The organism is Mesorhizobium sp. CA15 (assembly GCF_020165215.1).
GTDB lineage: Bacteria > Pseudomonadota > Alphaproteobacteria > Rhizobiales > Rhizobiaceae > Mesorhizobium.
On record NZ_JAIUHQ010000004.1, the window covers coordinates 254,408 to 276,813 of the forward strand.

Annotated in this window: 21 protein-coding genes; 10 read left to right on the forward strand and 11 right to left on the reverse strand. The window is 63.8% G+C overall.

Annotation, left to right across the window (positions count from 1 at the left end):
- Positions 1–19: 19 nt before the first annotated feature.
- On the reverse strand, positions 20–397 hold the full coding sequence (locus tag LB515_RS10480; protein ID WP_224603149.1) for a VOC family protein: 378 nt from the start codon (positions 395–397) through the stop codon (positions 20–22).
- Positions 398–604: 207 nt separating this feature from the next.
- On the opposite strand from LB515_RS10480, the gene LB515_RS10485 reads away from it, so the two are divergent.
- Positions 605–1,783, forward strand: a complete 1,179-nt coding sequence (locus LB515_RS10485) for an Mrp/NBP35 family ATP-binding protein (protein WP_224707725.1) — start codon at positions 605–607, stop codon at positions 1,781–1,783.
- An 18-nt stretch (positions 1,784–1,801) separates the two neighbouring features.
- Here the strand turns inward: LB515_RS10485 and LB515_RS10490 are convergent, their stop codons facing one another.
- On the reverse strand, positions 1,802–2,251 hold the full coding sequence (locus tag LB515_RS10490) for an SRPBCC family protein (RefSeq protein WP_224603147.1): 450 nt from the start codon (positions 2,249–2,251) through the stop codon (positions 1,802–1,804).
- A 150-nt stretch (positions 2,252–2,401) separates the two neighbouring features.
- On the opposite strand from LB515_RS10490, the gene LB515_RS10495 reads away from it, so the two are divergent.
- On the forward strand, positions 2,402–4,207 hold the full coding sequence (locus LB515_RS10495) for an IlvD/Edd family dehydratase (protein WP_224707649.1): 1,806 nt from the start codon (positions 2,402–2,404) through the stop codon (positions 4,205–4,207).
- A gap of 131 nt (positions 4,208–4,338) precedes the next feature.
- Positions 4,339–4,737, forward strand: a complete 399-nt coding sequence (locus LB515_RS10500) for a hypothetical protein (protein WP_224707650.1) — start codon at positions 4,339–4,341, stop codon at positions 4,735–4,737.
- A gap of 152 nt (positions 4,738–4,889) precedes the next feature.
- On the opposite strand, the gene LB515_RS10505 is transcribed toward LB515_RS10500, so the two are convergent.
- The 3 genes from LB515_RS10505 to LB515_RS10515 form a co-directional block, all read right to left on the reverse strand.
- A complete protein-coding gene (locus LB515_RS10505) occupies positions 4,890–6,479 on the reverse strand; it encodes a trimethylamine methyltransferase family protein (RefSeq protein ID WP_224602692.1) in 1,590 nt (529 codons plus the stop codon).
- Between the two features lie 220 nt (positions 6,480–6,699).
- Positions 6,700–8,193 (reverse strand): PLP-dependent aminotransferase family protein, encoded by a 1,494-nt coding sequence (locus LB515_RS10510; protein WP_095766049.1) that lies wholly within the window; start codon positions 8,191–8,193, stop codon positions 6,700–6,702.
- 104 nt (positions 8,194–8,297) lie between these two features.
- Entirely contained in the window at positions 8,298–8,447 is a 150-nt protein-coding gene (locus LB515_RS10515) for a hypothetical protein (protein WP_224707651.1), read from the reverse strand.
- A 197-nt stretch (positions 8,448–8,644) separates the two neighbouring features.
- Between LB515_RS10515 and pgi the strand changes: the two genes are divergently transcribed.
- On the forward strand, positions 8,645–10,288 hold the full coding sequence (gene pgi, locus LB515_RS10520) for a glucose-6-phosphate isomerase (protein ID WP_224707652.1): 1,644 nt from the start codon (positions 8,645–8,647) through the stop codon (positions 10,286–10,288).
- 6 nt (positions 10,289–10,294) lie between these two features.
- A complete protein-coding gene (locus LB515_RS10525) occupies positions 10,295–11,020 on the forward strand; it encodes an HAD family hydrolase (protein WP_224707653.1) in 726 nt (241 codons plus the stop codon).
- A gap of 26 nt (positions 11,021–11,046) precedes the next feature.
- Here LB515_RS10525 and LB515_RS10530 read toward each other — a convergent pair whose 3' ends face one another.
- The 6 genes from LB515_RS10530 to LB515_RS10555 form a co-directional block, all read right to left on the reverse strand.
- Positions 11,047–11,601 (reverse strand): CGNR zinc finger domain-containing protein, encoded by a 555-nt coding sequence (locus LB515_RS10530; protein WP_224707654.1) that lies wholly within the window; start codon positions 11,599–11,601, stop codon positions 11,047–11,049.
- A gap of 12 nt (positions 11,602–11,613) precedes the next feature.
- Positions 11,614–12,510, reverse strand: a complete 897-nt coding sequence (locus tag LB515_RS10535; RefSeq protein WP_224707655.1) for a DMT family transporter — start codon at positions 12,508–12,510, stop codon at positions 11,614–11,616.
- A gap of 10 nt (positions 12,511–12,520) precedes the next feature.
- Complete coding sequence (locus LB515_RS10540) at positions 12,521–12,847, reverse strand: hypothetical protein (protein ID WP_224707656.1); 327 nt, start codon at positions 12,845–12,847, stop codon at positions 12,521–12,523.
- 40 nt (positions 12,848–12,887) lie between these two features.
- Positions 12,888–13,766: an alpha/beta fold hydrolase gene (locus tag LB515_RS10545; RefSeq protein ID WP_224707657.1), complete on the reverse strand. Its 879-nt coding sequence runs from the start codon at positions 13,764–13,766 to the stop codon at positions 12,888–12,890.
- A 162-nt stretch (positions 13,767–13,928) separates the two neighbouring features.
- On the reverse strand, positions 13,929–14,630 hold the full coding sequence (locus LB515_RS10550) for a class I SAM-dependent methyltransferase (protein ID WP_224707658.1): 702 nt from the start codon (positions 14,628–14,630) through the stop codon (positions 13,929–13,931).
- On the reverse strand, positions 14,627–16,585 hold the full coding sequence (locus tag LB515_RS10555; protein WP_224707659.1) for a long-chain fatty acid--CoA ligase: 1,959 nt from the start codon (positions 16,583–16,585) through the stop codon (positions 14,627–14,629). The genes LB515_RS10550 and LB515_RS10555 overlap by 4 nt, the downstream gene beginning before the upstream one ends.
- A 457-nt stretch (positions 16,586–17,042) precedes the next feature.
- Between LB515_RS10555 and LB515_RS10560 the strand changes: the two genes are divergently transcribed.
- From LB515_RS10560 to LB515_RS10580, 5 genes are read left to right on the forward strand one after another with little or no spacing between them, the layout of a single operon-like run.
- Positions 17,043–18,641 (forward strand): ABC transporter substrate-binding protein, encoded by a 1,599-nt coding sequence (locus LB515_RS10560; RefSeq protein ID WP_224707660.1) that lies wholly within the window; start codon positions 17,043–17,045, stop codon positions 18,639–18,641.
- Positions 18,642–18,692: 51 nt separating this feature from the next.
- Positions 18,693–19,700 (forward strand): ABC transporter permease subunit, encoded by a 1,008-nt coding sequence (locus LB515_RS10565; RefSeq protein WP_140629740.1) that lies wholly within the window; start codon positions 18,693–18,695, stop codon positions 19,698–19,700.
- Positions 19,701–20,609, forward strand: a complete 909-nt coding sequence (locus tag LB515_RS10570; protein WP_140843856.1) for an ABC transporter permease subunit — start codon at positions 19,701–19,703, stop codon at positions 20,607–20,609.
- A complete protein-coding gene (locus tag LB515_RS10575) occupies positions 20,609–21,460 on the forward strand; it encodes an ABC transporter ATP-binding protein (RefSeq protein WP_095766041.1) in 852 nt (283 codons plus the stop codon). The genes LB515_RS10570 and LB515_RS10575 overlap by 1 nt, the downstream gene beginning before the upstream one ends.
- On the forward strand, positions 21,457–22,281 hold the full coding sequence (locus LB515_RS10580) for a dipeptide ABC transporter ATP-binding protein (protein WP_095766040.1): 825 nt from the start codon (positions 21,457–21,459) through the stop codon (positions 22,279–22,281). Before LB515_RS10575 ends, LB515_RS10580 begins: the two co-directional genes overlap by 4 nt.
- The last annotated feature ends 125 nt before the right edge of the window (positions 22,282–22,406 follow it).

Here is a 22,406-nt window from a genome sequence, read left to right on the forward strand (position 1 = left end):
CTCCGCCTGAGAGCGGCCGCTATTTGCCCACCAGGTTCAGGATGTTGCCGTCGGGATCCTTGAACCAGGCCACCTTCATGCCCGAGCCGACATGGATGTCGCCTTCGAGCGACAGGCCGGGCATATCATAGTGCTCGAAGGTGATGCCCTTCGACCGCAGCGATTTGACGATCGGCTCGATGCGGTCGCCTACCGCCCAGGTTGCGGCCGTCGCCTTGTTGGTGCCGGCGAATTGCGAGCGATAGACATTGAGGAGCGTGTCACCGCTTTTGTAGACGATCAGCTCGCCATCCATGTCGTCCACTTGGCTGAGGCCCAGCGTGCCCTCGTAGAACGCCCTTGCCTTGGCGATGTCCTTCACCGCGAGATTGGCTGTCACATTGCTGTTTTCAAGCATGACCGTCTTCCTTCCCCGGTTGTCGTGATGGCGATGGAGATAGCGCGGGCGCACCGTTTGGCTATGACCGGGCCCGAACCTGCGCCGCGGCCCTGGCCAAATCCGACACCATCCGTCGCTTTCCGGGGCACGCCAGGCGAGCCGTTGCGCCACGGCTTGGTTCCGCCGGCAAACTGCACTATCTGGAACGCCAAACGCCGAGGAAAGATCATGACCGTTACCAAGGAATCCGTCATCGAGCGCCTGAAGACGGTGAACGGGCCGGACTTCACCGGCAACATCGTCGATCTCGGCATGGTCTCGGAGATTTTCATCGCCGATTCCAAGGTCTTCTTCTCGATCACCGTGCCCGCCGCCCGCGCCCAGGAGCTAGAGCCGTTGCGTGCCGCCGCCGAGCGCGCGGTGAAGGCTATCCCCGGCGTCGCCAGCGCGGTCGTCGCGCTGACGGCGGAGAAGAAGGGCGGCGGCATGGAAGCGCCGGTTCCGCCGCGCCCGTCTGCCCCGCAGCGGCCGACTCCGCAGCCGGCGCCGCAGCGCCCCGCGCCGCATGCGCCCGCCTCGCAGAGCCATGGCAGGCGCGGCGTGCCCGGCATCGACGCCATCATCGCCGTCGCCTCCGGCAAGGGCGGCGTCGGCAAGTCGACCACCGCCGTCAACCTGGCGCTAGGGCTTGCCGCCAACGGGCTGAAGGTCGGCGTGCTCGATGCCGATATCTACGGCCCGTCCATGCCCAGGCTGCTCAACATCCACGGCCGGCCGCAGACCGTCGACGGCAAGGTGCTGAAGCCGATGCAGAATTACGGCCTCAAGGTGATGTCGATGGGCTTCCTCGTCGATGAGGAGACGCCGATGATCTGGCGCGGCCCGATGGTGATGTCGGCGCTGACGCAAATGCTGCGCGAGGTCGAATGGGGTCCGCTCGACGTGCTGGTGGTCGACATGCCGCCCGGCACCGGCGATGCCCAGCTCACCATGGCCCAGCAGGTGCCGCTCGCCGGCGCCGTCATCGTCTCGACGCCGCAGGACTTGGCCCTGATCGACGCCCGCAAGGGCCTCAACATGTTCAAGAAGGTCGACGTGCCGCTGCTCGGCATCGTCGAGAATATGAGCTACTTCCTCGCGCCCGACACCGGCAAGCGCTACGACATTTTCGGCCATGGCGGCGCGCGCCGCGAGGCCGAGCGCCTCGGCGTCACCTTCCTCGGCGAGGTGCCGCTTGAGATGGGCATCCGCGAAAGCTCGGATGCCGGCATCCCGGTCGTCGCTTCCAAGCCGGAGGGCGCCGAAGCAAAGATCTACCGCGATATCGCCAGCAAGGTCTGGGAACGGGTCCAGGAAGAGCGCGGCGCCGCTGAAGCCGCCGTGCCGAGCATCGTGTTCGAATAACGCCCCTTCCTTTGAGGGTCAGGCGCCGACCTTCTCGCCGAACGTCGAGAAGAACTGCCCTGCCAATTTCTTCGATGTCGATTGGATCAACCGGCTGCCGAGTTGCGCGATCTTGCCGCCGACCTCGGCCTTGGCGGCGTATTTGAGCACTGTCGAGTCTGCCCCGTCGGCGGTCAGCGTCACGTCGGCGCCGCCCTTGGCGAAGCCGGCAACGCCGCCCTTGCCTTCGCCCTGGATGGTGTAGGAATGCGGTGGCTTGAGGTTTTTCAGCGTGACTTCGCCGTTGAAGGTCGCCTTGATGGGGCCGATCTTGAGCACCACGGTCGCAGCCATGGCGGTGTCCGAATTCTTCTCGAGGCTCTGGCAGCCGGGAATCGCCACCTTCAGGATCTCCGGGTCGTTAAGGGCTTCCCACACTTTCCCGATGGGTGCGGCGATCCGCTCCTCGCCTTCGATCACCAAAGCCATCAAGACCTCCCGCATTGCTGATGCCGGTTGGTCGTAGCGCGCGGCCCGAAACAAGTCTATCGCACCAAAGTCCGGGTTCCGGCCGCGCCTGCCTCTTGCCTGCATGGACGCATTGTCCTATCGATTTGTCATACAAATACGGAGACCACCATGGCAGGCGCCCCCACCAAGAAAAAGAAATTTCGCTCGCAGGAGTGGTTCGACAATCCCGACAATCCGGGCATGACGGCGCTCTATCTCGAACGCTACCTCAATTACGGCCTGACGCGCGCCGAGCTGATGTCGGGCAAGCCGCTGATCGGCATCGCGCAGACCGGTTCCGACCTTTCGCCCTGCAACCGGCATCACCTCGAGCTTGCCAAGCGCGTGCGCGAGGGCATCGTCTCGATGGGCGGCATCCCATTCGAGTTCCCCTGCCATCCGATCCAGGAGACCGGCAAGCGCCCCACGGCCGCGCTCGACCGCAACCTTGCCTATCTCAGCCTGGTCGAAGTGCTCTACGGCTATCCGCTCGACGGCGTGGTGCTGACCATCGGCTGCGACAAGACGACGCCTGCCTTGCTGATGGCGGCGGCCACCGTCAACATCCCGGCGATCGCGCTTTCGGTCGGCCCGATGCTGAATGGCTGGCACAAGGGCAAGCGCACCGGCTCCGGCACCATCGTCTGGGAATCGCGCCAGCGGCTGTCTGCCGGCGAGATCGACTATGAGGAGTTCATGGACATAGTCGCCTCCTCGGCGCCGTCGACCGGCTATTGCAACACCATGGGCACGGCGACCACGATGAATTCGCTGGCCGAGGCGCTCGGCATGCAACTGCCGGGCTCGGCCGCTATCCCTGCACCGTACCGCGAGCGCGGCCAGATTTCCTACGAAACTGGCAAGCGCATCGTCGAGATGGTGCATGAGGATCTGAAGCCGTCCGACATCATGACCCGCGAGGCGTTCGAGAACGCCATCGTCGTCAACTCGGCCATCGGCGGCTCGACCAACGCGCCGATCCACCTCAACGCCATCGCCCGCCATCTCGGCGTGCCGCTCGACAATGACGACTGGCAGAAGATCGGCCTCGACATCCCGCTGCTGGTCAACCTGCAGCCGACGGGCGAGTATCTCGGCGAGGACTATCACCATGCCGGCGGCGTGCCGGCAGTCGTCGCCGAACTGATGAAGGGCGGCCTGCTGCCGCATCCCGATGCCGTCACCGCCAACGGCAGGTCGATGGGCGACAATTGCCGGGATGCCGTCAACGAGAATCACGACGTCATCCGCAGCGCCGACAAGCCGCTCAAGGCCAATGCCGGCTTCATCAACCTCAAGGGCAATCTGTTCGATTCCGCCATCATGAAGACCAGCGGCATCTCGCCCGAATTCCGTGAGCGCTACCTCTCCAACCCGAACGACCCGGAGGCCTTCGAGGGCAACGCCATGGTCTTCGACGGGCCGGAGGATTACCACGCCCGCATCGACGATCCGGCGCAGGGCATCGACGAGCACACGATCCTGTTCATGCGCGGCGCCGGTCCGGTCGGCTATCCGGGCGGCGCCGAGGTGGTCAACATGCAGCCGCCTGCCTACCTGATCAAGAAGGGCATCCACGCCCTTGCCTGCATCGGTGACGGCCGCCAGTCCGGCACGTCGGGCTCCCCGTCGATCCTCAATGCCTCGCCTGAAGCCGCGATCGGCGGCGGGCTGGCGCTGCTCAAGAGCGGCGACCGCGTCCGCATCGACCTGAAAAAGGCCACGGCCAATATCCTCGTCAGCGACGAGGAGATCGCCAAGCGGCGCGCCGCGCTGCAGGCCAATGGCGGCTATCACTATCCCCAGCACCAGACGCCTTGGCAGGAGATCCAGCGCGGCATGGTCGACCAGTTCTCGGCCGGCATGGTGCTGAAACCGGCGGTGAAATACCAGGACGTCGCCCATACCAGCGGCGTGCCGCGCGACAATCACTGAGCCTATATATTCGGCCGATCAAAAGGGGCGGCTTGCCGACGGCGAGCCGCCCTTTTCTGTTGCCCTTGTTTCATCTCCAGGGAACCCACAGATAAGCTCGACCTCGGCAGCTCACGAAGGGACAGATCATCGTGGCGAAACGGCGCTCTTCCCTCGGCTTTCTCGGCATGTTCGGCCGCTCCGGCGATCTGCGCCAGCTCGACGACGCGTTGCGTGCGGCCGACCTGCATCCGGCGCTGGTACCAGAGGGCGTGAAACTCACCATCGTCAACCTGATGAACGACCGCTGGCCCGATGAGCCGCCGGCGGACGCCTATGCATCCGTGGCGCAGCTCTGCGGCTATTGCGTCGCCGGACGCCATGTATTCGAGCAGGTCAACGGCCGCGAGCTGACATTGCAGGTCGAGCGCCGCATCGAGGCGGCGCTGGAGGCCGGCGACAGTTTCGACGCGCAGATCGTGCTGATGACGCTGCACGCCAAGCTGATCAACGCCGAGGTCGTCGAGCGCTATGAGTTGAGGGCTGACTGACTGGCCAGGTAAGAGACGTTGAGATTCAGGTCAGGCCGAGTCGAAAATGGCGGTTTCCGAGAACCGGAGCGGAGCGTACTTGAAGTACGTGAGCACCGGAAGCGCAGGAAACTGCCGTTTGCAGGCCGGCCTCACCTGAATATCAATGCCTCCTAGCCGCCCATCTTGCTGCGCGGCAGCTTGATCATCTCGCCGAAGCGGGCGCGCAATTTGTCGTCGAGCAGGCGCGAGACGTGGCGCGGGAAGCGCTCGGCAAGCACGCGCTTCTTCTCCGCGATTGCCCGCGACAGGATGTCGGGCCGGCCCTTCTCGTTCCATTCCTTGGGCGAGAAACGGTCGCCGACGGCGGGATAGAAATACTCGGTCTGCATCAGCTTCAATGTCTGATCGTTGCCGAGATAGTGCCCGGGACCCTTGAGGCAGACATCGGCGATCGTGTCGATCGATAGCGCGTCGTCGGTCACCTCGATGCCGCGCACGCAGCGCAGGCAATGGCCGAGCATGTCGTTGTCGATGATCAGGCTTTCGAGGCAGAAGCCGAGCAGCGAGGCATGCATGCCCGCCGATTCATAGACCAGGTTCAGGCCGGAGAGACCCGCCATCACGTTGGTGATGCCCTTCTCGTAGCCGGCCTGGATGTCGGGCAGCTTCGAGTCCGACATGCCGGCAGCCGAGCCGCCGGGCAGGTCGTAATATTGCGCCATCTGCGCGCAGGCCGCGGTCAAGACTGCTTGCTCGGCCGAGCCGCCGGACATGGCGCCGGTCCTGAGATCGGAGACGAACGGCCAAGTGCCGAAGATCGCCGGATGTCCAGGCTTGACGGCATTGACATAGACCAGGCCCATCAGCACTTCCGCCACCGCTTGCACGACGGCGCCGGCAATGGCGGCAGGTGCCGTGGCGCCGGCCTGGCCGGCCGACAGAAGCAGGATCGGAATGCCGCCTTCGACGCAGGCCTCCAACACTCCGCAGGCGTCCTCGGCGAACTTCATCGGCGGCACGACGAAGCAGTTCGAGTTCGACACGAACGGCCGCGCCCGGAAATTCTCCTCCCCGCCGGCGATCGCATAGAGCATCTCCAGCGCCGGCTTGACGTTCTCGCGCACGGTGAACGAGGTGCCGACATGCTTGGACGTCCCCATCACGCAGGCATAGAGCGTGTTGAAGTCCATATCGAGCGGGTCAGGAATATCACGCGGCACCATGGTGCGCTGGAAGAAATGGATGTTGTCCAGCCCATCGACGAGACGGGCGGCGTCGTAGAGGTCCTGCAGCAGCGATTCGCGATATTCGCGCTTCTCGACATCGACCAGATGCACCGCCGCACCCGCCGTGCCGTAATGCACGCGTTTGCCCTGGATCAGCATGTCGTGCTTCGGATCCTGGCCATGGAGGGTGAAGTTGCGCGCCGCCTTTTTGATCGTGTCCAGCACCAAGGCGCGCGGCAGCCGAACGCGGCCGTCATCGCCATGGATGCCGCCGACCCGGGTCAGCGCCTCGATGCAGGACGGGATGGCATTGGCGAAGCCGACCGTTTCCAGCAGCGTCAGCACCGCTTCGTGGATGCGTTCGCGGTCGTTCTGGCTCAATGGGCCATAGCTGCCGCCTTCAAGCCCCGGCCGCACCGGACGGATGTCGTCGGCCAAGGGCGCTGCCCGCATCGCGCGGCGCGCTTCGCGCCCGCCGGAACGCCGCGAACGCTGGTCCGACGACGATTCCTGCTTCTCGAGAGCCACTGACATGGAAGCACTCCACCTTTTGTCTTTTTCTGCGCGGCGAACGCGGCGGTTGGTCCACCATCGGCTGCCTCGTCCCCTTCTGGCTCCGACTATGCCGCCGGCATTGGCACAGCCTATGGGCCAAGCAATCCCGTCGAATATGCCAGAGTGCTAAAGCGGCAAACATGCGCCCAAACAAAAAAAGCCGGCGCGGCGCCGGCTTTTTTCAGGAGGTCTGCGGCGATCAGGCGGCCGCGGGCCTGCGCCCGGCGGCGGTGGCAAGTTCGCGGATGCCCGGCTCGATATGCTGCAGCGAGATCGAGGAGATGCCCAAGCGCATGAAACGAGAGGGCTTTTCGCTGCGATCGAAGAACCGGTCGCCGGGTTCGATGATGACGCTGCGCGAAGCGGCCGCTTCCGCAAGGCCGCGTGAATCGGTACCGCGCGGCCCTTCCAGCCACAGCGATGTGCCGCCCGCCGAGTCGGTCGAGCGCCACTCTGGCAGGAAAGCGGAAATCGCATGGACCAGGCGCTTGCGCCGTTCGTCGAAGGCGGTGGAAAGCCTGCGCACCAGCGCCTCGTGATGGCCGAGCGACAGGAACAGCGCGACGGCGCGCTGGTTGTTCGCCGGCGGGTGCCTGAGCATGAAGCGGCGCAGCGCGCGAAGCTCGGCGATCAGCCCGGCCGAGGCCACGATGTAGCCAAGCCTGAGACCCGGAGCCAGCGTCTTCGACATCGAGCCGACATAGATCACGCGGCCGGAACGATCGAGGCTCTTCAGCGCCTGCTGCGGCGCCTCATCGAGCAGCTGGCTGTCATAGCCGTCCTCGATAATGATCTGGTTGTTGCGGTTGGCGCGCGCCAGGAGATCCTGCCGCCGCTCCGCCGACAACGGCACCATGGTCGGGCAGTGGTGGCTGGGCGTGACGAAGACGAAGCCGGAATCGCTGGGGATCGCGGAGGTCACGATGCCCGACTGGTCGACCGGAACCGGCTGGATATCGGCGCCGGCCAGCCGGAAGATCGAGCGGGCGTCAGGATAGCCCGGGTCTTCCATGGCCACCTTCGAGCCCTTGGTCATTAGCAGCGACGCAAGCATGTAAAGTGCGTTCTGCGCGCCCAGCGTCACGATGATCTCGTCCGGATTGGCGAAGATACCGCGCCGCGGCAGGAGCCTGGCCTGGATCTGTTCGATCAGCAGCGGATCGTCGCGGTCCACCATGTCGGACGCCCAGTTGCGGATCTCGAGCACCGCCAGCGCCATGCGGTTGCACTCGCGCCATTCGGCCGTCGGAAACAGCGCCGGATCGAACTGGCCGTAGACGAACGGATAGGAGGACTTGATCCAGTTGTCGTGCTTGGCCGGCGGCGGCATGTCGCTCGCCGCGATCTGCCGGCGCGCCTTCCAGTCGATCTCATTCTGCTGGTCGGGCGCCTTCTGGTGCGGCTTGGCGGGAGTGGCCAGCACGTCCGGGTTGACGAAATGGCCGCGCCGTTCGCGCGCCACCAGGAAGCCCTGGTCGACCAGCTGCTGGAAGGCGAGCACCACCGTGCCGCGGGCAACCCCGAGTTTTTCCGCAAGAATTCGGCACGACGGCAACGGCATCGAGGCGGCGATCTGTCGGTCGAGAATGGCCGCGACAATCGCCTGGCGGATCTGCGCCTGGAGGGTTTGGCCGGATTCAGCCGAAATCCGGAACAGGCCGGACCATATGGCCGTGTCATTGCGCTGTGGCATGGGAAATCTTCCTCGGACGGCCAGCTGTTTTCACTTGGCTGGACCAGTGGAGTGTATGGGTGGCATAAGGGGTTGCGCCAATCAATTTTTCTGATCGCTGGGATTTATGCCAGTGATCTATCAAGCGCGACGCGAAGCGTCGTCGCCGCGCGTTCAGGCGCGATGCGCAGCATCGTCGCCCTCGCGATGCGCAGCATCAAAGCGCGATGCGCAGCATCATCGCGGCACTGTCCCAAGGCGCGATGCGACAGCATCGTCGCCCTCCGCCCAGCGCCCCGCCGCGAATTCCCGCACCTCACCATCCAACACCGCCTCTCATCAAAGCGTGAATGCGGTGCGGCAAAGCCGCGCTTGAACGAAATGGAAATCGGCTCGATAGAATGACGCGCCGACACGCGCCGGAAACATCCGGCCTGTTAAAATGGTCTAAAAACCCGCCAGGAGCCCGCCAGTGGATCAGTCAGCCTTCGACAAGCAGGTCACCGCTCTGCGTGAGCAGCGCGCGGCGGCCAGGGGCACAATGCGCGAGGCCTTCGCCGCCGATCCCAAGCGCTTCGAGACATTCTCCGCCACCGATGGGGACCTTCTGCTCGACTGGTCGAAATGTGCCGTCGACGCAAACACGATGACGATGCTGGAAAAGCTCGCCGCCGCCGCCGACCTCGCGGGACGTCGCGCCGCCATGTTCGAGGGCGAGAAGATCAACATCACCGAGAACCGCGCCGTGCTGCACACCGCGCTGCGCAACCTGACCGGCAAGAGCGTGATCGTCGACGGCCAGGACACCAAGGCCGATGTGATCGCCGTGCTCGACTCCATGGGCGCCTTCGCCGACGCCATCCGCTCCGGCAAGGCGGCCGGCGCCACCGGCAAGAAGATCACCGACATCGTCAACATCGGCATCGGCGGCTCCGATCTCGGCCCGGCGATGGTGACGCTGGCGCTCGCGCCCTATCATGACGGGCCGCGCGCGCATTACGTCTCCAATGTCGACGGCGCCCATATCCACGACACGCTGAAGGGTCTGTCTGCCGAGACGACTTTGTTCATCATCGCCTCCAAGACCTTCACCACGGTCGAGACGATGACGAATGCGCAGACGGCGCGCGATTGGGTTCAGAAGGCGTTGGGCAAGGAAGCGGTCGGCAAGCATTTCGCCGCCGTCTCGACCGCCCTCGACCTGGTGGCGAAGTTCGGCATCGAACAGGACCGCGTCTTCGGCTTCTGGGACTGGGTCGGCGGCCGCTATTCCGTCTGGAGCGCCATCGGCCTGCCGGTGATGATTTCCGTCGGTCCGCGCAACTTCCGCGCTTTCCTCGACGGCGCGCATGAGATGGACGAGCATTTCCGCTCGGCGCCGATGCAGAAGAACCTACCGGTGCTTCTGGGGCTGATCGGCTGGTGGCATCGCGTCGTTTGCAAATATCCGGCCCGCGCCGTCATCCCTTACGACCAGCGCCTGTCGCGCCTGCCGGCCTATCTGCAGCAGCTCGACATGGAATCGAACGGCAAGAGCGTCACGCTGGACGGCACTGCGGTCGCCACGCCGACCGGCCCGCTGGTCTGGGGCGAGCCCGGCACCAACGGCCAGCATGCCTTCTTCCAGCTCCTGCATCAGGGCACCGACTTTATCCCGGTCGAATTCCTCGCCGCCGCCGTCGGTCACGAGCCCGAATTGAAACACCAGCATGATCTTTTGCTCGCCAACTGCCTGGCGCAGTCGGAGGCCCTCATGAAGGGGCGCACGCTGGAAGAGGCGCGCGCCCAGATGCTGGCCAAGGGCATGAAGCCGGCCGACGTCGACCGCATCGCGCCGCACCGTGTCTTCTCGGGCGATCGCCCCTCGCTGACCATTCTTTACAGAAAGCTCGACCCGCGCACGCTCGGCCGGCTCATCGCGCTTTACGAGCACCGCGTCTTCGTCGAAGGCACGCTGTTCAACATCAATTCCTTCGACCAATGGGGCGTCGAACTCGGCAAGGAACTGGCGACAGGCCTGCTGCCTGTCGTGGAAGGCAAGGAGACTGCCGCAAAACGCGACGCCTCGACTGCCGGGCTGGTGGGACATATCCACCAATTGCGCGGCGCGGAGTAAACGGGATTGGCGGATATCAAGGGAATATTGTTCGACAAGGACGGCACGCTTGTCGACTTCAACGCAACCTGGCTCGGCGTCGCCGACTTCATGGCGATGGATGCCGCCGAGGGCGATCGCTGGAAAGCCGATCGGTTGCTCGCCGCCGCCGGCTTCGACTTCGTCACGAAACGCTTCAAGCCGGATTCGATCTTCGCCTCCGGCTCGAACATGGATGTCGTCGAGCTCTGGTTCCCGCGTCTGTCCGAGGAAGATCAGATGCACGCCGTTTCCCGCTTCAACGAGATCACCTCGGCGCAAGGTTCGGCCATGGCGGTCGCGCTGCCGGGCGTCGTCGACTCGTTGCGGGCCTTGCACAAACGATCCTATCGCATGGGCGTCGCCACCAACGATTCGACCAGCGGCGCGGAAAGGACGCTGGCCACGCTGGGCATCGCGCAGCTCTTCGATGCCGCCTTCGGCTATGACGCCGTTGCCAATTCCAAGCCGGCGCCCGACACGGTCGTCGCTTTCTGCGACCTGACCGGATTGAAGGCGAGTGAGATAGCCATGGTCGGCGACAACCGCCATGACCTGGAGATGGCCCGCGCCGGCGGCTGCGGCCTGGCGGTGGGCGTGCTCTCCGGCACCGGCACGCGCGACTCGCTGGCCCCGATGGCGGACGTCGTTCTGGACTCGGTCGCCGACCTGCCGGATTTTCTGACTGCGCGGGTGAACGTGCCGGCGGGTTAGACCGGGCGCCGTCCCAGGAAGACGCCTCAATCAGCCATTCTCCGATGCGACTGCTTCTTGGCCCGATTGCCGCAGCTGTTCATCTCGCACCACCGTCGCGAACCGTTCTTCGTGCGATCTATGAAAAGCCAGCGGCAGTCGTGCGGCGGGCATTGTTTGAGACGCGATAGTTCGTCGCCGCGAAGCAGGTCGAGAGCCGACCACGCGATTGCCCCGGTGATGCGATTGGCGCCTCGGAAATGCAACGACACCGGCGATCCAGCGAGCGCGGCGGTTCTGAGCGCTTCGGCCGCGTATTTTCTGATGGTATCGAGCGCGGCAGCGGGAGGTTCGTCGCCGTGAGCTATTGCCGAGCCGGCGTCGCTTACGGCGCGGCGAAGGGCGAGAACGTCTTTGACCAAAGCTTTGTGGTCGACCGAAGGAAGGGCGAAATCATCGTCGATCAGGCCCGTTTGCCTTGACCACGCCAGGATGTCCGCCGCCGTCGCGAGATGGTCGATTTCCCGGTCGGTGCCGCGCCGACTGATGGTGTTGGCGAGGTCAAGGGCCAGGTTGCCGGCGATACGATGGGGAAGTGACATTGGCGACGGCTTTCATTTCCTCGCTGCGTTGGGGCGGTCGCGCCCAAACAACGCCAATCCTGCGGCTACCAACAATAGCGCGGCGCCGCCAATCTCGGCCGCTCCGACCTTTTCGCCGAACAGCCAAACGCCTACGGCCAGTGCAACGATGGGCGAGATGAAGGCATAGAGCCCGGCGCGGGCGGTGCCCCATTGTTCAAGCAGGCGCAGATAGATCGTGTAGGCTACGATGGTTCCGAGGAGGGAGAGGAACAACAGGCTTGCCGCAGCCGGAGCGACATCGATCCTTCCCGGCAGCGTTGCCGAAACCTCGCCCAAAAGGAATGAGACGACGATCAGCGCCGCGCCGCCGAGAACGGCGTGGATCGCGGTGAGCGTCAGGGGTTTGATCGGGCCGATCAGCGGCCTCGCAATAACGCTCCCCATGCAGTAGCACGCCGTGCCGCCCACGATAGCGGCAAGCCCCAATCCGTTTCCGGATTCCTGCTCGACAAGACGCGTCCAGAAGAGGCCAAGCAGACCTGTGCAGCCGAGCGCCAGAGCCAGGCCGTGCCGCCAAGTGGGCCGCTCTTCTCCGAGCAGCACTGCCAAGCCAAACAGAAGCACCGGAACCAGCGCGAGATTGACCAAGCCGGATAGGCCGGAGGGGACCGTTTGCATGCCCCAGAACAGCAGTCCGTAGGTTCCGGCATTCGTCAGCAGGGCCGATATGATGACTCGCATCGACCGGCCTTCCGCGAATGCCGATAAGGCTCCATGTGTCCAAAATGCCAGGATTCCCGCAGTCAGCAGATAGCGCAGCCCCGCCAGAAGGATCGGGGGAACGCCGGCATCCAGGCCGATCTTGACTGCCGCCCAGGTCAGCCCCCAGATCAGTGCCATGAGGCCGAACAGGGCGAGGTTGCTCATGACGGCAACGTCAGCGCAGATCCTGGTCGTCGACGAGGATGCGATGGATCTCGATGCGCTCGGGCAGTTCGATCAGAAATTCGGGGTCGCGGTCCAGATGATGGACTTTGATCGGGTCGCCCTTGGTGAAAGCGGTCATCGCCTCGATATCGGGCCAGTAGGAGATGGTCGTGAACCAGGTCTCCTCTTCCCGGTCCTCGCGAAAGAGCTGGACGCCGAGCGCAACCCGCTGAAGCGGAGGAATGCCTTCTGCCTTCAAATAGGTTTCGTAGCTGTTCGCGACGTCGCGACGGGTGCGGCCGCGCCAGATGCGTGCGATGGTTGGTTTCGTCGCCATGTTCGTCTCCTTGGGTTCCGGGTTTCACAGAGAGCCGTGCTTACGGCAGCGTTCGCGAGAGGAAGTCGCGCACCAGCCGCAGGGCTTCCTCGAAATGTGTTTCCAACAGCCAATGGCCGGCCTCGTCGAGGATGTGCAGTTCTGCATCCGGGAGGTCGCGCCGATAGGCGAGCGCCGACTGCTCGGGCATGTAGTCGTCCTGCGGTCCCCAGACGATGAGTGTCGGCGGACGGTGCTCGCGCAGATAGGATTGGTATCGCGGGAACCATTCGATGTTCTGCTCGAGCTTTTCCATCAGCCGGACCGACACCGCCTTCCGGATCGGTGTGTTCATGAGCGGCCAATGCAGCTTCCATAGATCCGGAGGGACGCGGCTGGCGATGTCCTGAGAGACCTCGCCGATGAACTCCTTGCGGAATCCCTCCTCGCTGACCGCCTCCTCGAGTGGACGGTGTCTCTCGACCGATTTATCCGCCCACCAGGCTTTGATCGTCTCGTATTTCGGCCCGAGCACGTCCTCGTAGATGTCGCCGTTCTGTATGATCAGCGCCGCGATCCTGTCGGGATGCGCTATCGCGTGACGGAGGCCGATCTGAGAACCGTAATCGTGGAGCCAGAGCGCATAACGCTCCAAATGCAGCGCATCGGCAACGTCAGCGAGAACGCCGGCATAGGCATTGAAATCATAGTCGAACTCGGCGGGGTCCGGTGTGTCGCTGTAGCCGAATCCAGGCCAGTCGAAGGCTACTGTCCGCCAGCGGTCGGCCAGGCCCGGCATCAGGCGTCTGAACTGGTAAGACGAGCACGGGTAGCCATGCGGCAAAAGAAGGACGGGAGCATCGGGCGGCCCTGCTTCCCGCAGAAATATCGTGTGGCCGCCGATCTTTAATCGACGGTGATTTGTGTCGTGGATTTCCATGACTGCTCCGTCTCTTCGTTCTATCCGTTAGAACTGGTAAAACGGGTTTAGCTGGTCCCTGTTCCGAGCTTTGCTCTCGGAACGATGAATAAGAAAGTGCTGTATGACCCGTGGCGCCCGATGTGAGGCGAGGGGCGATTGCTGGGCTCCTCAGCCACCCTTTTATCGGACAAAGGCGAACACCGCGCTGGGCCTGGGTTCGCTGCCGCCGTTTCCGCCGACATCCGGCACGTGATATTCGCCGAGCAGGCAAAGCCGCGGTCTGGGCAGCCAGGCGCGGCCGGGATCGCCGACCAGCACATCGATGCCGGCAGCGAGGCAGCGATCGAGGAACGGCATCATCCGCTGCCCGACGTCCTGCGCGTAAAAGACATCGCCAGCGAGCACCAGGTCGACCGGCGGCGGCGGGCCGTCGGTGAGGTCCTCGTCGCGTGTCTGGATGGCGACGCCGTTGGCTTGCGCATTGAGGCGGAGCGCCACGATGCCGTTGCGGTCGATCTCCGCCGCGATCACCGCGCGCGCTCCGGCTTTTGCCGCGGCAATTCCGACCAACCCCGAGCCGGCGCCGAGGTCGAGCACGCGTTTGCCGGCTACGATTGACGAACGGTCGAGGATATAGCGCGCCAGCACGGTGCCGCCGGCCCAGGCATAGGCCCAGTAAGGCGGCTGTGGCTCGGCCGCGATCTCGTCGCTCTCGTCTTCCGGTTCGAGCAGCCGCCGCAGTCCGCTGCCGGGATGCGCCTGGTAGAGCCGGACCTCCGGCACTGACGGCACCGGCGCCAGCCGCATGTTCGCCTTGATGAATTCCGCCGGATCGAGCCGCTTGTCTCGCTCCCATGCCTTGCCGGCGGAACAATCGCTCAAACCTGGTCCCGCAGCGCCCGCCGCAGGATCTTGCCGACCGGTGTCTTCGGCAACTCGGTGCGGAATTCGATGAATCTCGGCCGCTTGTAGCCGGTCAGGTTCTCGCGGCAATAGGCCATCAACGTCTCGACGGTGAGCGCCGGATCCTTCTTCACCACGAACAATTTAGGCACCTCGCCGGAATGCTCGTCCGGCACGCCGATGGCCGCTACTTCGAGCACGCCGGGGTGATGCGCCACCACCTCTTCCAGTTCGTTGGGATAAACGTTGAAGCCGGAGACCAGGATCATGTCCTTCTTGCGGTCGACGATCTTGGTATAGCCCCGCTCGTCCATGAAGCCCATGTCGCCGGATTTGAAGAAGCCGTCCTTGGTCATTGCCTTGGCGGTCTCGTCGGGCCGGTTCCAGTAGCCGGCCATAACCTGCGGGCCGCGGATACAGATCTCGCCCACTTCGCCGAGCGGCACGTTGTTGCCGTCGTCGTCCCGAATGGCGATCTCGGTCGAAGGCAGCGGCAGGCCGATCGTGCCGGTGAAATCGGCCGAGCTGAACTTGTTGGCGGTCGCCACCGGCGAGGTTTCGGAGAGCCCATAGCCTTCGCTCACCGGACAGCCGGTCAGCGCCTTCCAGCGCTCCGCCACGCCCTTCTGCACCGCCATGCCGCCGCCCAGCGTCAGGATCAGCGGCTTGAAGTCCAGCTTGCGGAACTCCTCATTGTTGAGCAGCGCGTTGAACAGCGTGTTGAGGCCGGGGAAGATGTGCATCGGGTATTTCGCCAGTTCCTTGACGAAGCCCCGGATGTCGCGCGGGTTGGGGATCAGCACGTTCTGCGCGCCCTGCTGCATGCCCATCAGCGCGTTCACCGTCAGCGCGAAAATGTGATAGAGCGGCAGCGCGCAGATGAAGTTGAGATGCGCCGGCTTCGGCTTGACCGTATAGGCGTCCTCCACCCACAGCGAATTCTGCGCGACGTTCGAAAGCACGTTGCGATGCAGCAGCACCGCACCCTTCGAGACGCCGGTAGTGCCGCCCGTATATTGCAGGAAGGCGATGTCGTCGCCGGAGACCGTCGGCGGCTTGAAGGCGATGCTCGCGCCGGTCTTGAGCACGGCGTTGAATTTGACATGGCCAGGCAGCGACCATGCCGGAACCATCTTCTTAACCCGTCGCACCACGAGGTTGACGATGGCGCCCTTGAGCCCGCCCAGCATGTCGCCCATGGCGGCGACGATGACATGCTTCACCGGCGTCCTGGCGATCACCGCCTGCAGCGTGCCGGCGAAGTTCTCGAGGATGACGATCGCCTGCGCGCCGGAATCCTTCAGCTGGTGTTCCAGTTCGCGCGGCGTGTAGAGCGGGTTCACGTTCACTACCGTATAGCCGGCGCGCAGTATGCCCATCATCGCCACCGGATATTGCAGCACGTTCGGCATCATCAGCGCCACGCGCGCGCCCTTCTCCAGGCCTCTCGCCTGCAGATAGGCGCCGAACGCGGCCGACAGCCGTTCGACCTCGGCATAGGTGATCGACTTGCCCATGCATACGAAAGCCGGCCGCCCGGCGAATTGCTTGCAGGCGCCGACGAGGAACTCGCCGATGGACTTGTAGGGCAGGGCGCCGATCTCGGCCGGCATGTTCTTGGGATAGCTTTTCAGCCACGGCTTTTCCGGCAGGCCGACGGTGAGCTCGGTGATCGCCTTCGGCAGGCTCTTCGAGGCAGGCTTCGCGTTGCCTGTCGCTGGCGCCGTCTTCGCGGCGGGCGACTTCGCGGCCGCTTTTCCGGCCTTTGCCGCTGCGGGCTTGGCAGCGTCCGGCTTTGGGGCTGATTTTGCGGGTTTTGCAGTCGTCTTCGCCTTCGCTGTGGCTGCGGCCTTGGCAGTCTTGGGTGCATCGCTTGCGGCGGCGCCCTTGGCCTTTGCGTTCACCGGGGCTGTCGTCTTGGCTGCTTTTGCCACCTGTCTCTCCCTGTCGCCTTCGATCTCGGCGCCCGCTTCCAGGGAAGCGTCCTCCACGCCGTCGCGGATTTTCGGGAAATCCCGCCCATAGTCTATGTATTGCCTCTATCGGCGACGGTGCAAGCCTTGCCCCTGCGGCAGGGCGGGGAAAGATTTGCCGTCGAAATCCGATGATCCGGACACTTCCGCAGCATGTCCGGCGGCGGGCAGATCTCCGGCAGCCGGGGCCTGTCGGCTCGTTTTAACAGGTGGGCGATCAATAAAAAAATGCCGTCGTTAATAATGTTGTGAGCAGAAAAAACTACTCATTTTTTCTGCGGTTTGAGCAAACGCTAGATTCTTTTCCTGCTTCCCATGGGGTACGCAAACGAGGTGTTCCAAAGGCGAAGAAACGGTGCTTATATGCGCCCTTCGCGAGCCTGATAGAGGGGCTTGAGAGAACATCAGGGAGTGGTCAATGAAAAAGACAATGACTTTTGCAGCCGCGTTGCTGGCTGCAAGCGTCCTCAGCGGCATGGCCAGTGCTAAGACGCTCGTTTATTGCTCGGAAGCGTCGCCGGCCAATTTCGATCCGGGTACGACGACCGGCGGCAACGACTTCGACGCGTCTTCGCGCACCGTCTATTCCCGCCTGGTCGAATTCAAGCATGGTGGCACCGAGATCGAGCCTGGTCTGGCCGACAAGTGGGAAATCTCCGACGATGGCCTGGTCTATACTTTCCATCTGCATCCGGGCGTGAAGTTCCAGACCACCGACTATTTCAAGCCGACGCGCGACCTCAACGCCGATGACGTCGTCTTCTCCTTCGATCGCCAGTTCAACAAGCAGAACCCGTGGAACGGCGACAAGTATCTGCCGAACCTCACCTGGGACTATTACACCGGCATGGACATGCCGAAATACGTCGCCAAGTGGGAGAAGGTCGATGACCTCACCGTCAAGCTGACGCTGACCGAGCCGAACGCGCCGATGCTGGCCAATCTCGGCATGGATTTCGCCTCGATCGTGTCGAAGGAATATGCCGACCAGCTCCAGAAGGACGGCAAGATGGCCGACTTCTCGACCAAGCCGGTCGGCACCGGTCCGTTCCAGTTCGTCGACTACCAGCTGGATTCGGTCATCCGCTATGCTGCCAATCCCGACTATTTCAAGGGCAAGGAAAAAATCGACGATCTCGTCTTCGCCATCACGCCCGACGCGACCGCCCGCATCCAGAAGGTGCTCGCCGGCGAATGCGACGTCGCGCCCTATCCGAACCCGGCCGACATCGCCACCATCAAGACCAACAAGGACGTGACACTGATGGATCAGGCCGGCCTGAACATCGGCTATATGAGCTACAACACCACCATCCCGCCGCTCGACAAGCCGGAAGTGCGCCATGCGCTCAATCAGGCGATCGACCGGGAGGCCCTGATAAAGTCGCTGTTCCAGGATGCCGGCGCGACGCCCGCCGAGAACCTCATCCCGCCGACCATGTGGTCGTGGAACAAGGACGTGAAGACCGATAGCTACAATCCGGAAGCGGCCAAGAAGGTTCTCGCCGATGCCGGCCTGAAGGAAATCCAGCTCTGGGCTGCCGACCGCGTTCGTCCTTACAATCCGAACTTCCAGCGCGCGGCTGAGCTGATCCAGGCCGACTGGGCCAAAGTCGGCGTCAAGGCGAACATCGTCAACTACGAGTGGACGAAGTATCGCGAGGAAGGCAAGAAGAAGGACCGTCCCGGCGCCTTCCAGATCGGCTGGACCGGCGACAATGGCGATCCGGACAATTTCTTCGCCACTCTCTTCGCCTGCTCGGCCATCGGCGTCTCGAACTACTCCAGCTGGTGCGACAAGGATTTCGAGGACCTGATCCAGAAGGCCAAAAAGACCAGCGACCAGGCCGAGCGCACCAAGCTCTATGAGCAGGCGCAGGTGATCTTCGCTAAGCAAGCGCCCGCTTTCCTGCTGGCTCACAGCCAGGTTTACGCGGTCGTTCGCAATAATGTCACCGGCTTCAAGATGGACCCGCTCGGCATTCACCGTTTCGACGGCGTTGACAAGTCCGAGTAATATTGCGAACGGGGCGGCGCAACTTCCAGCGCCGCCCCGTTCCATTTGATGATGCTCCGATATCTTCTCAACAAAATCGCCCTCCTGATTCCGACCCTGGTCGGCATCACCATCTGTGCCTTCGCCTTTGTCCGGCTGCTGCCGGGCGATCCGATCCTCGCCATGGCCGGCGAGCATGGCGTCGCCCCCGCCCGCTACGAAGAGCTCAAGCAACAGTTCGGCTACAATCTGCCGATCTGGGAGCAGTATGCGCGCTATGTCGGTGAGGTCGCCACCGGCGATTTCGGCGTTTCCATCTCGTCCAAGCGGCCGGTCCTCGAGGAATTCAAGACGCTCTTCCCGGCGACGCTGGAACTGTCCTTCTTCGCCATGATCTTCGCCATGGTGATCGGCATTCCCGCCGGCATTTTTGCCGCCGTCAAGCGCGGCTCATGGTTCGACCAGTCGCTGATGGGCACGGCCCTTGTCGGTTATTCCATGCCGATCTTCTGGTGGGGCCTGCTGCTCATCATCTTCTTCTCGGGCTATCTCGGCTGGACGCCGGTCTCGGGCCGCATCGGCCTGCAGTTCTTTTTCAAGCCGATCACCGGCTTCATGACCGTCGACAGCCTGCTCTATGGCAAGTGGGATGCATTCCGCTCCGCGCTTAGCCATCTCGTCCTGCCGGCGATCGTGCTCGGCACCATTCCGCTGGCGGTGATCGCGCGCCAGACGCGCTCGGCCATGCTCGAGGTACTGGGCGAGGACTATGTCCGCACCGCGCGCGCCAAGGGCCTTTCGGCAGCGCGCGTCATCGGCGTGCATGCCCTTCGCAACGCGCTTATCCCGGTCGTCACCACCATCGGCCTGCAGGTCGGCACGCTGCTTGCGGGCGCCATCCTCACCGAGACCATCTTCGCCTGGCCGGGCATCGGCAAATGGATGGTCGATTCCATCTTCAAGCGCGACTATGTCGTCGTGCAGTCGGGTCTGCTTTTGATCGCGCTCATCGTCATGGCGGTGAACCTCATCGTCGATGTGCTCTATGCCGTCATCAACCCACGCATCAGGGCGGCATAAATGACCCAGACCGAAATCGCCCCGATGGCCGCCGGCAGCCCGGATCGGCTCACAGGCCTCAAGACCTTCTGGCACTATTTCTCGGTGAACCGCGGCGCCGTGATCGGCCTGTTCGTGTTCATCCTTTTGGTGCTCGCCGCGCTTTTCGCGCCGCTGCTCGCGCCTTATGCACCCGACGTCCAGGATAAGACCGCGTTTCTCAGGCCACCGGCCTGGCAGGCCGGTGGCAGCACGCAATATCTGCTCGGCACCGACCCGGTCGGCCGCGACATCCTCTCGCGCCTGCTCTACGGCGCGCGCTTCTCGCTGCTGATCGGCGCCGTGGTGGTCACGCTGGCGCTCACCGGCGGCATCACACTCGGCCTGCTGGCGGGCTATTTCCGCGGCTGGGTCGACGTTGCGATCATGCGCGTCATGGACCTGATCCTGGCCTTTCCGTCGCTGCTCCTGGCGCTGGTGCTTGTCACCATTCTCGGCCCGGGCCTGTTCAACGCCATGCTGGCGATCGCATTGGTCCTGCAGCCGCATTTCGCCCGCCTGGTGCGTGCCGCCGTGATGGCCGAGAAGAGCCGCGAATATGTCGTGGCGGCAAAGGTCGCCGGCGCCGGCCATCTGCGGCTGATGCTCGCCACCATCCTGCCCAACTGCCTTGCGCCTTTGATCGTCCAGGGCACGTTGTCCTTCTCCAACGCTATCCTGGAAGCCGCAGCCCTCGGCTTCCTTGGTCTCGGCGCCCAGCCGCCGACGCCGGAATGGGGCACCATGCTTGCCACGGCGCGCGAATTCATCCTGCGCGCCTGGTGGGTGGTGACCTTCCCGGGTCTCGCCATCCTCATCACCGTGCTTGCCATTAACCTTGTCGGCGACGGCCTGCGCGATGCCCTCGATCCCAAGCTCAGGAGGTCGTGATGGCGCTGCTCGACATCCAGAACCTCGTCGTCGAATTCCAGACCGCGTCCGGTCCGTTCCGCGCCGTCGACGGCGTCTCGCTCCATGTCGACGAGCGCGAGGTGCTCGCCATCGTCGGCGAATCCGGCTCCGGCAAGTCGGTGTCGATGCTGGCGGTGATGGGCCTGCTGCCATGGACGGCGACCGTCACCGCCGACCGCATGGCCTTCAACGGCCGCGATCTGTTGAAGATTGACCCGGCCGACCGCCGCAAGATCATCGGCAAGGACATTGCCATGATCTTTCAGGAGCCGGTCGCCAGCCTCAATCCCTGCTTCACCGTCGGCTTCCAGATTGAGGAAGTGCTGCGCTTCCACATGGGCATGGACAAGGCCGAGCGCCGGGCGCGCGCCATCGAGCTTTTCAAGCAGGTCGGCATTCCGGAACCGGAGGAGCGGCTGAATTCCTTCCCGCACCAGATGTCGGGCGGCCAGTGTCAGCGCGTCATGATTGCCATGGCGATCGCGTGCAATCCGAAGCTGTTGATCGCCGACGAGCCGACCACCGCGCTCGACGTCACCATTCAGAAGCAGATCCTCGACCTGCTGGTCTCGCTGCAGGCCAAATACGGCATGGGCCTGATCATGATCACCCACAATATGGGCGTGGTGGCCGAAACCGCCGACCGCGTCATCGTCCAGTACAAGGGCCGCAAGATGGAAGAGGCCGACGTGCTGTCGCTCTTTGAATCGCCGAAGAGCAATTATACGCGCGCGCTGCTCTCGGCGCTGCCGGAGAACGCCGTCGGCGACCGGCTGCCGACCGTCTCCGACATGCTGTTCGAGCCCGCACCTTCAGGAGCCGGCGCATGACCAAGGTCGTCGAAGGCAAGGACATCAAGCGCGACTACCATGTCGGCGGCGGCCTGTTCCGCGGCGCGCGCACCGTCCATGCGGTGAAGGGCGTGTCCTTCAGCGTCGAGAAGGGCAAGACGCTTGCCGTCGTCGGCGAGAGCGGCTGCGGCAAGTCCACGCTCGCCCGCATCATCACGCTGATCGATCCGGCCACCTCAGGCGAGCTCTTCATCGACGGCAACAAGGTCGATATCGCCAGGGACGGGCTCACTAAGGAAATGCGCCGCAAGGTGCAGATCGTGTTCCAGAATCCTTATGGCTCGCTCAATCCCCGCCAGAAGATCGGCGATGTGCTGGGCGAGCCGTTGCTCATCAACACCGACAAGCCTGCCGAAGAGCGGCGCGACCTGGCGATGAAAATGCTGAAGAAGGTCGGGCTGGGACCGGAGCATTACAACCGCTATCCGCATATGTTCTCGGGCGGCCAGCGCCAGCGCATCGCCATTGCCCGGGCGCTGATGCTGAACCCGAGCCTGCTGGTGCTGGACGAGCCGGTCTCGGCGCTCGACCTCTCCGTGCAGGCGCAGGTGCTGAACCTGCTTGCCGACCTGCAGGACGAATTCCAGCTGACCTATGTCTTCATCAGCCACGACCTCTCGGTGGTCCGCTATATCGCCGACGACGTGATGGTCATGTATTTCGGCGAAGCCGTCGAATACGGCCCGCGCGACGAGGTCTTCTCCGACCCCAAGCACGCCTACACCAAGACGCTCTTCGCCGCGACGCCGCGCGCCGACATTGCCAGCATCAAGGCGCGGCTGGCGAAGAAGGCGGCGTAGGCCTCCTGCTTCGTCATTCTAGGGCGGAGGGCCGCGAAGCGGCGCCAAGACCCTAGAATCCATGCCGGTACCTCAGCCGAAGAATGCAGCGGAGTAGAATTTCTGCACCGTGAGCGGCGCTCTCA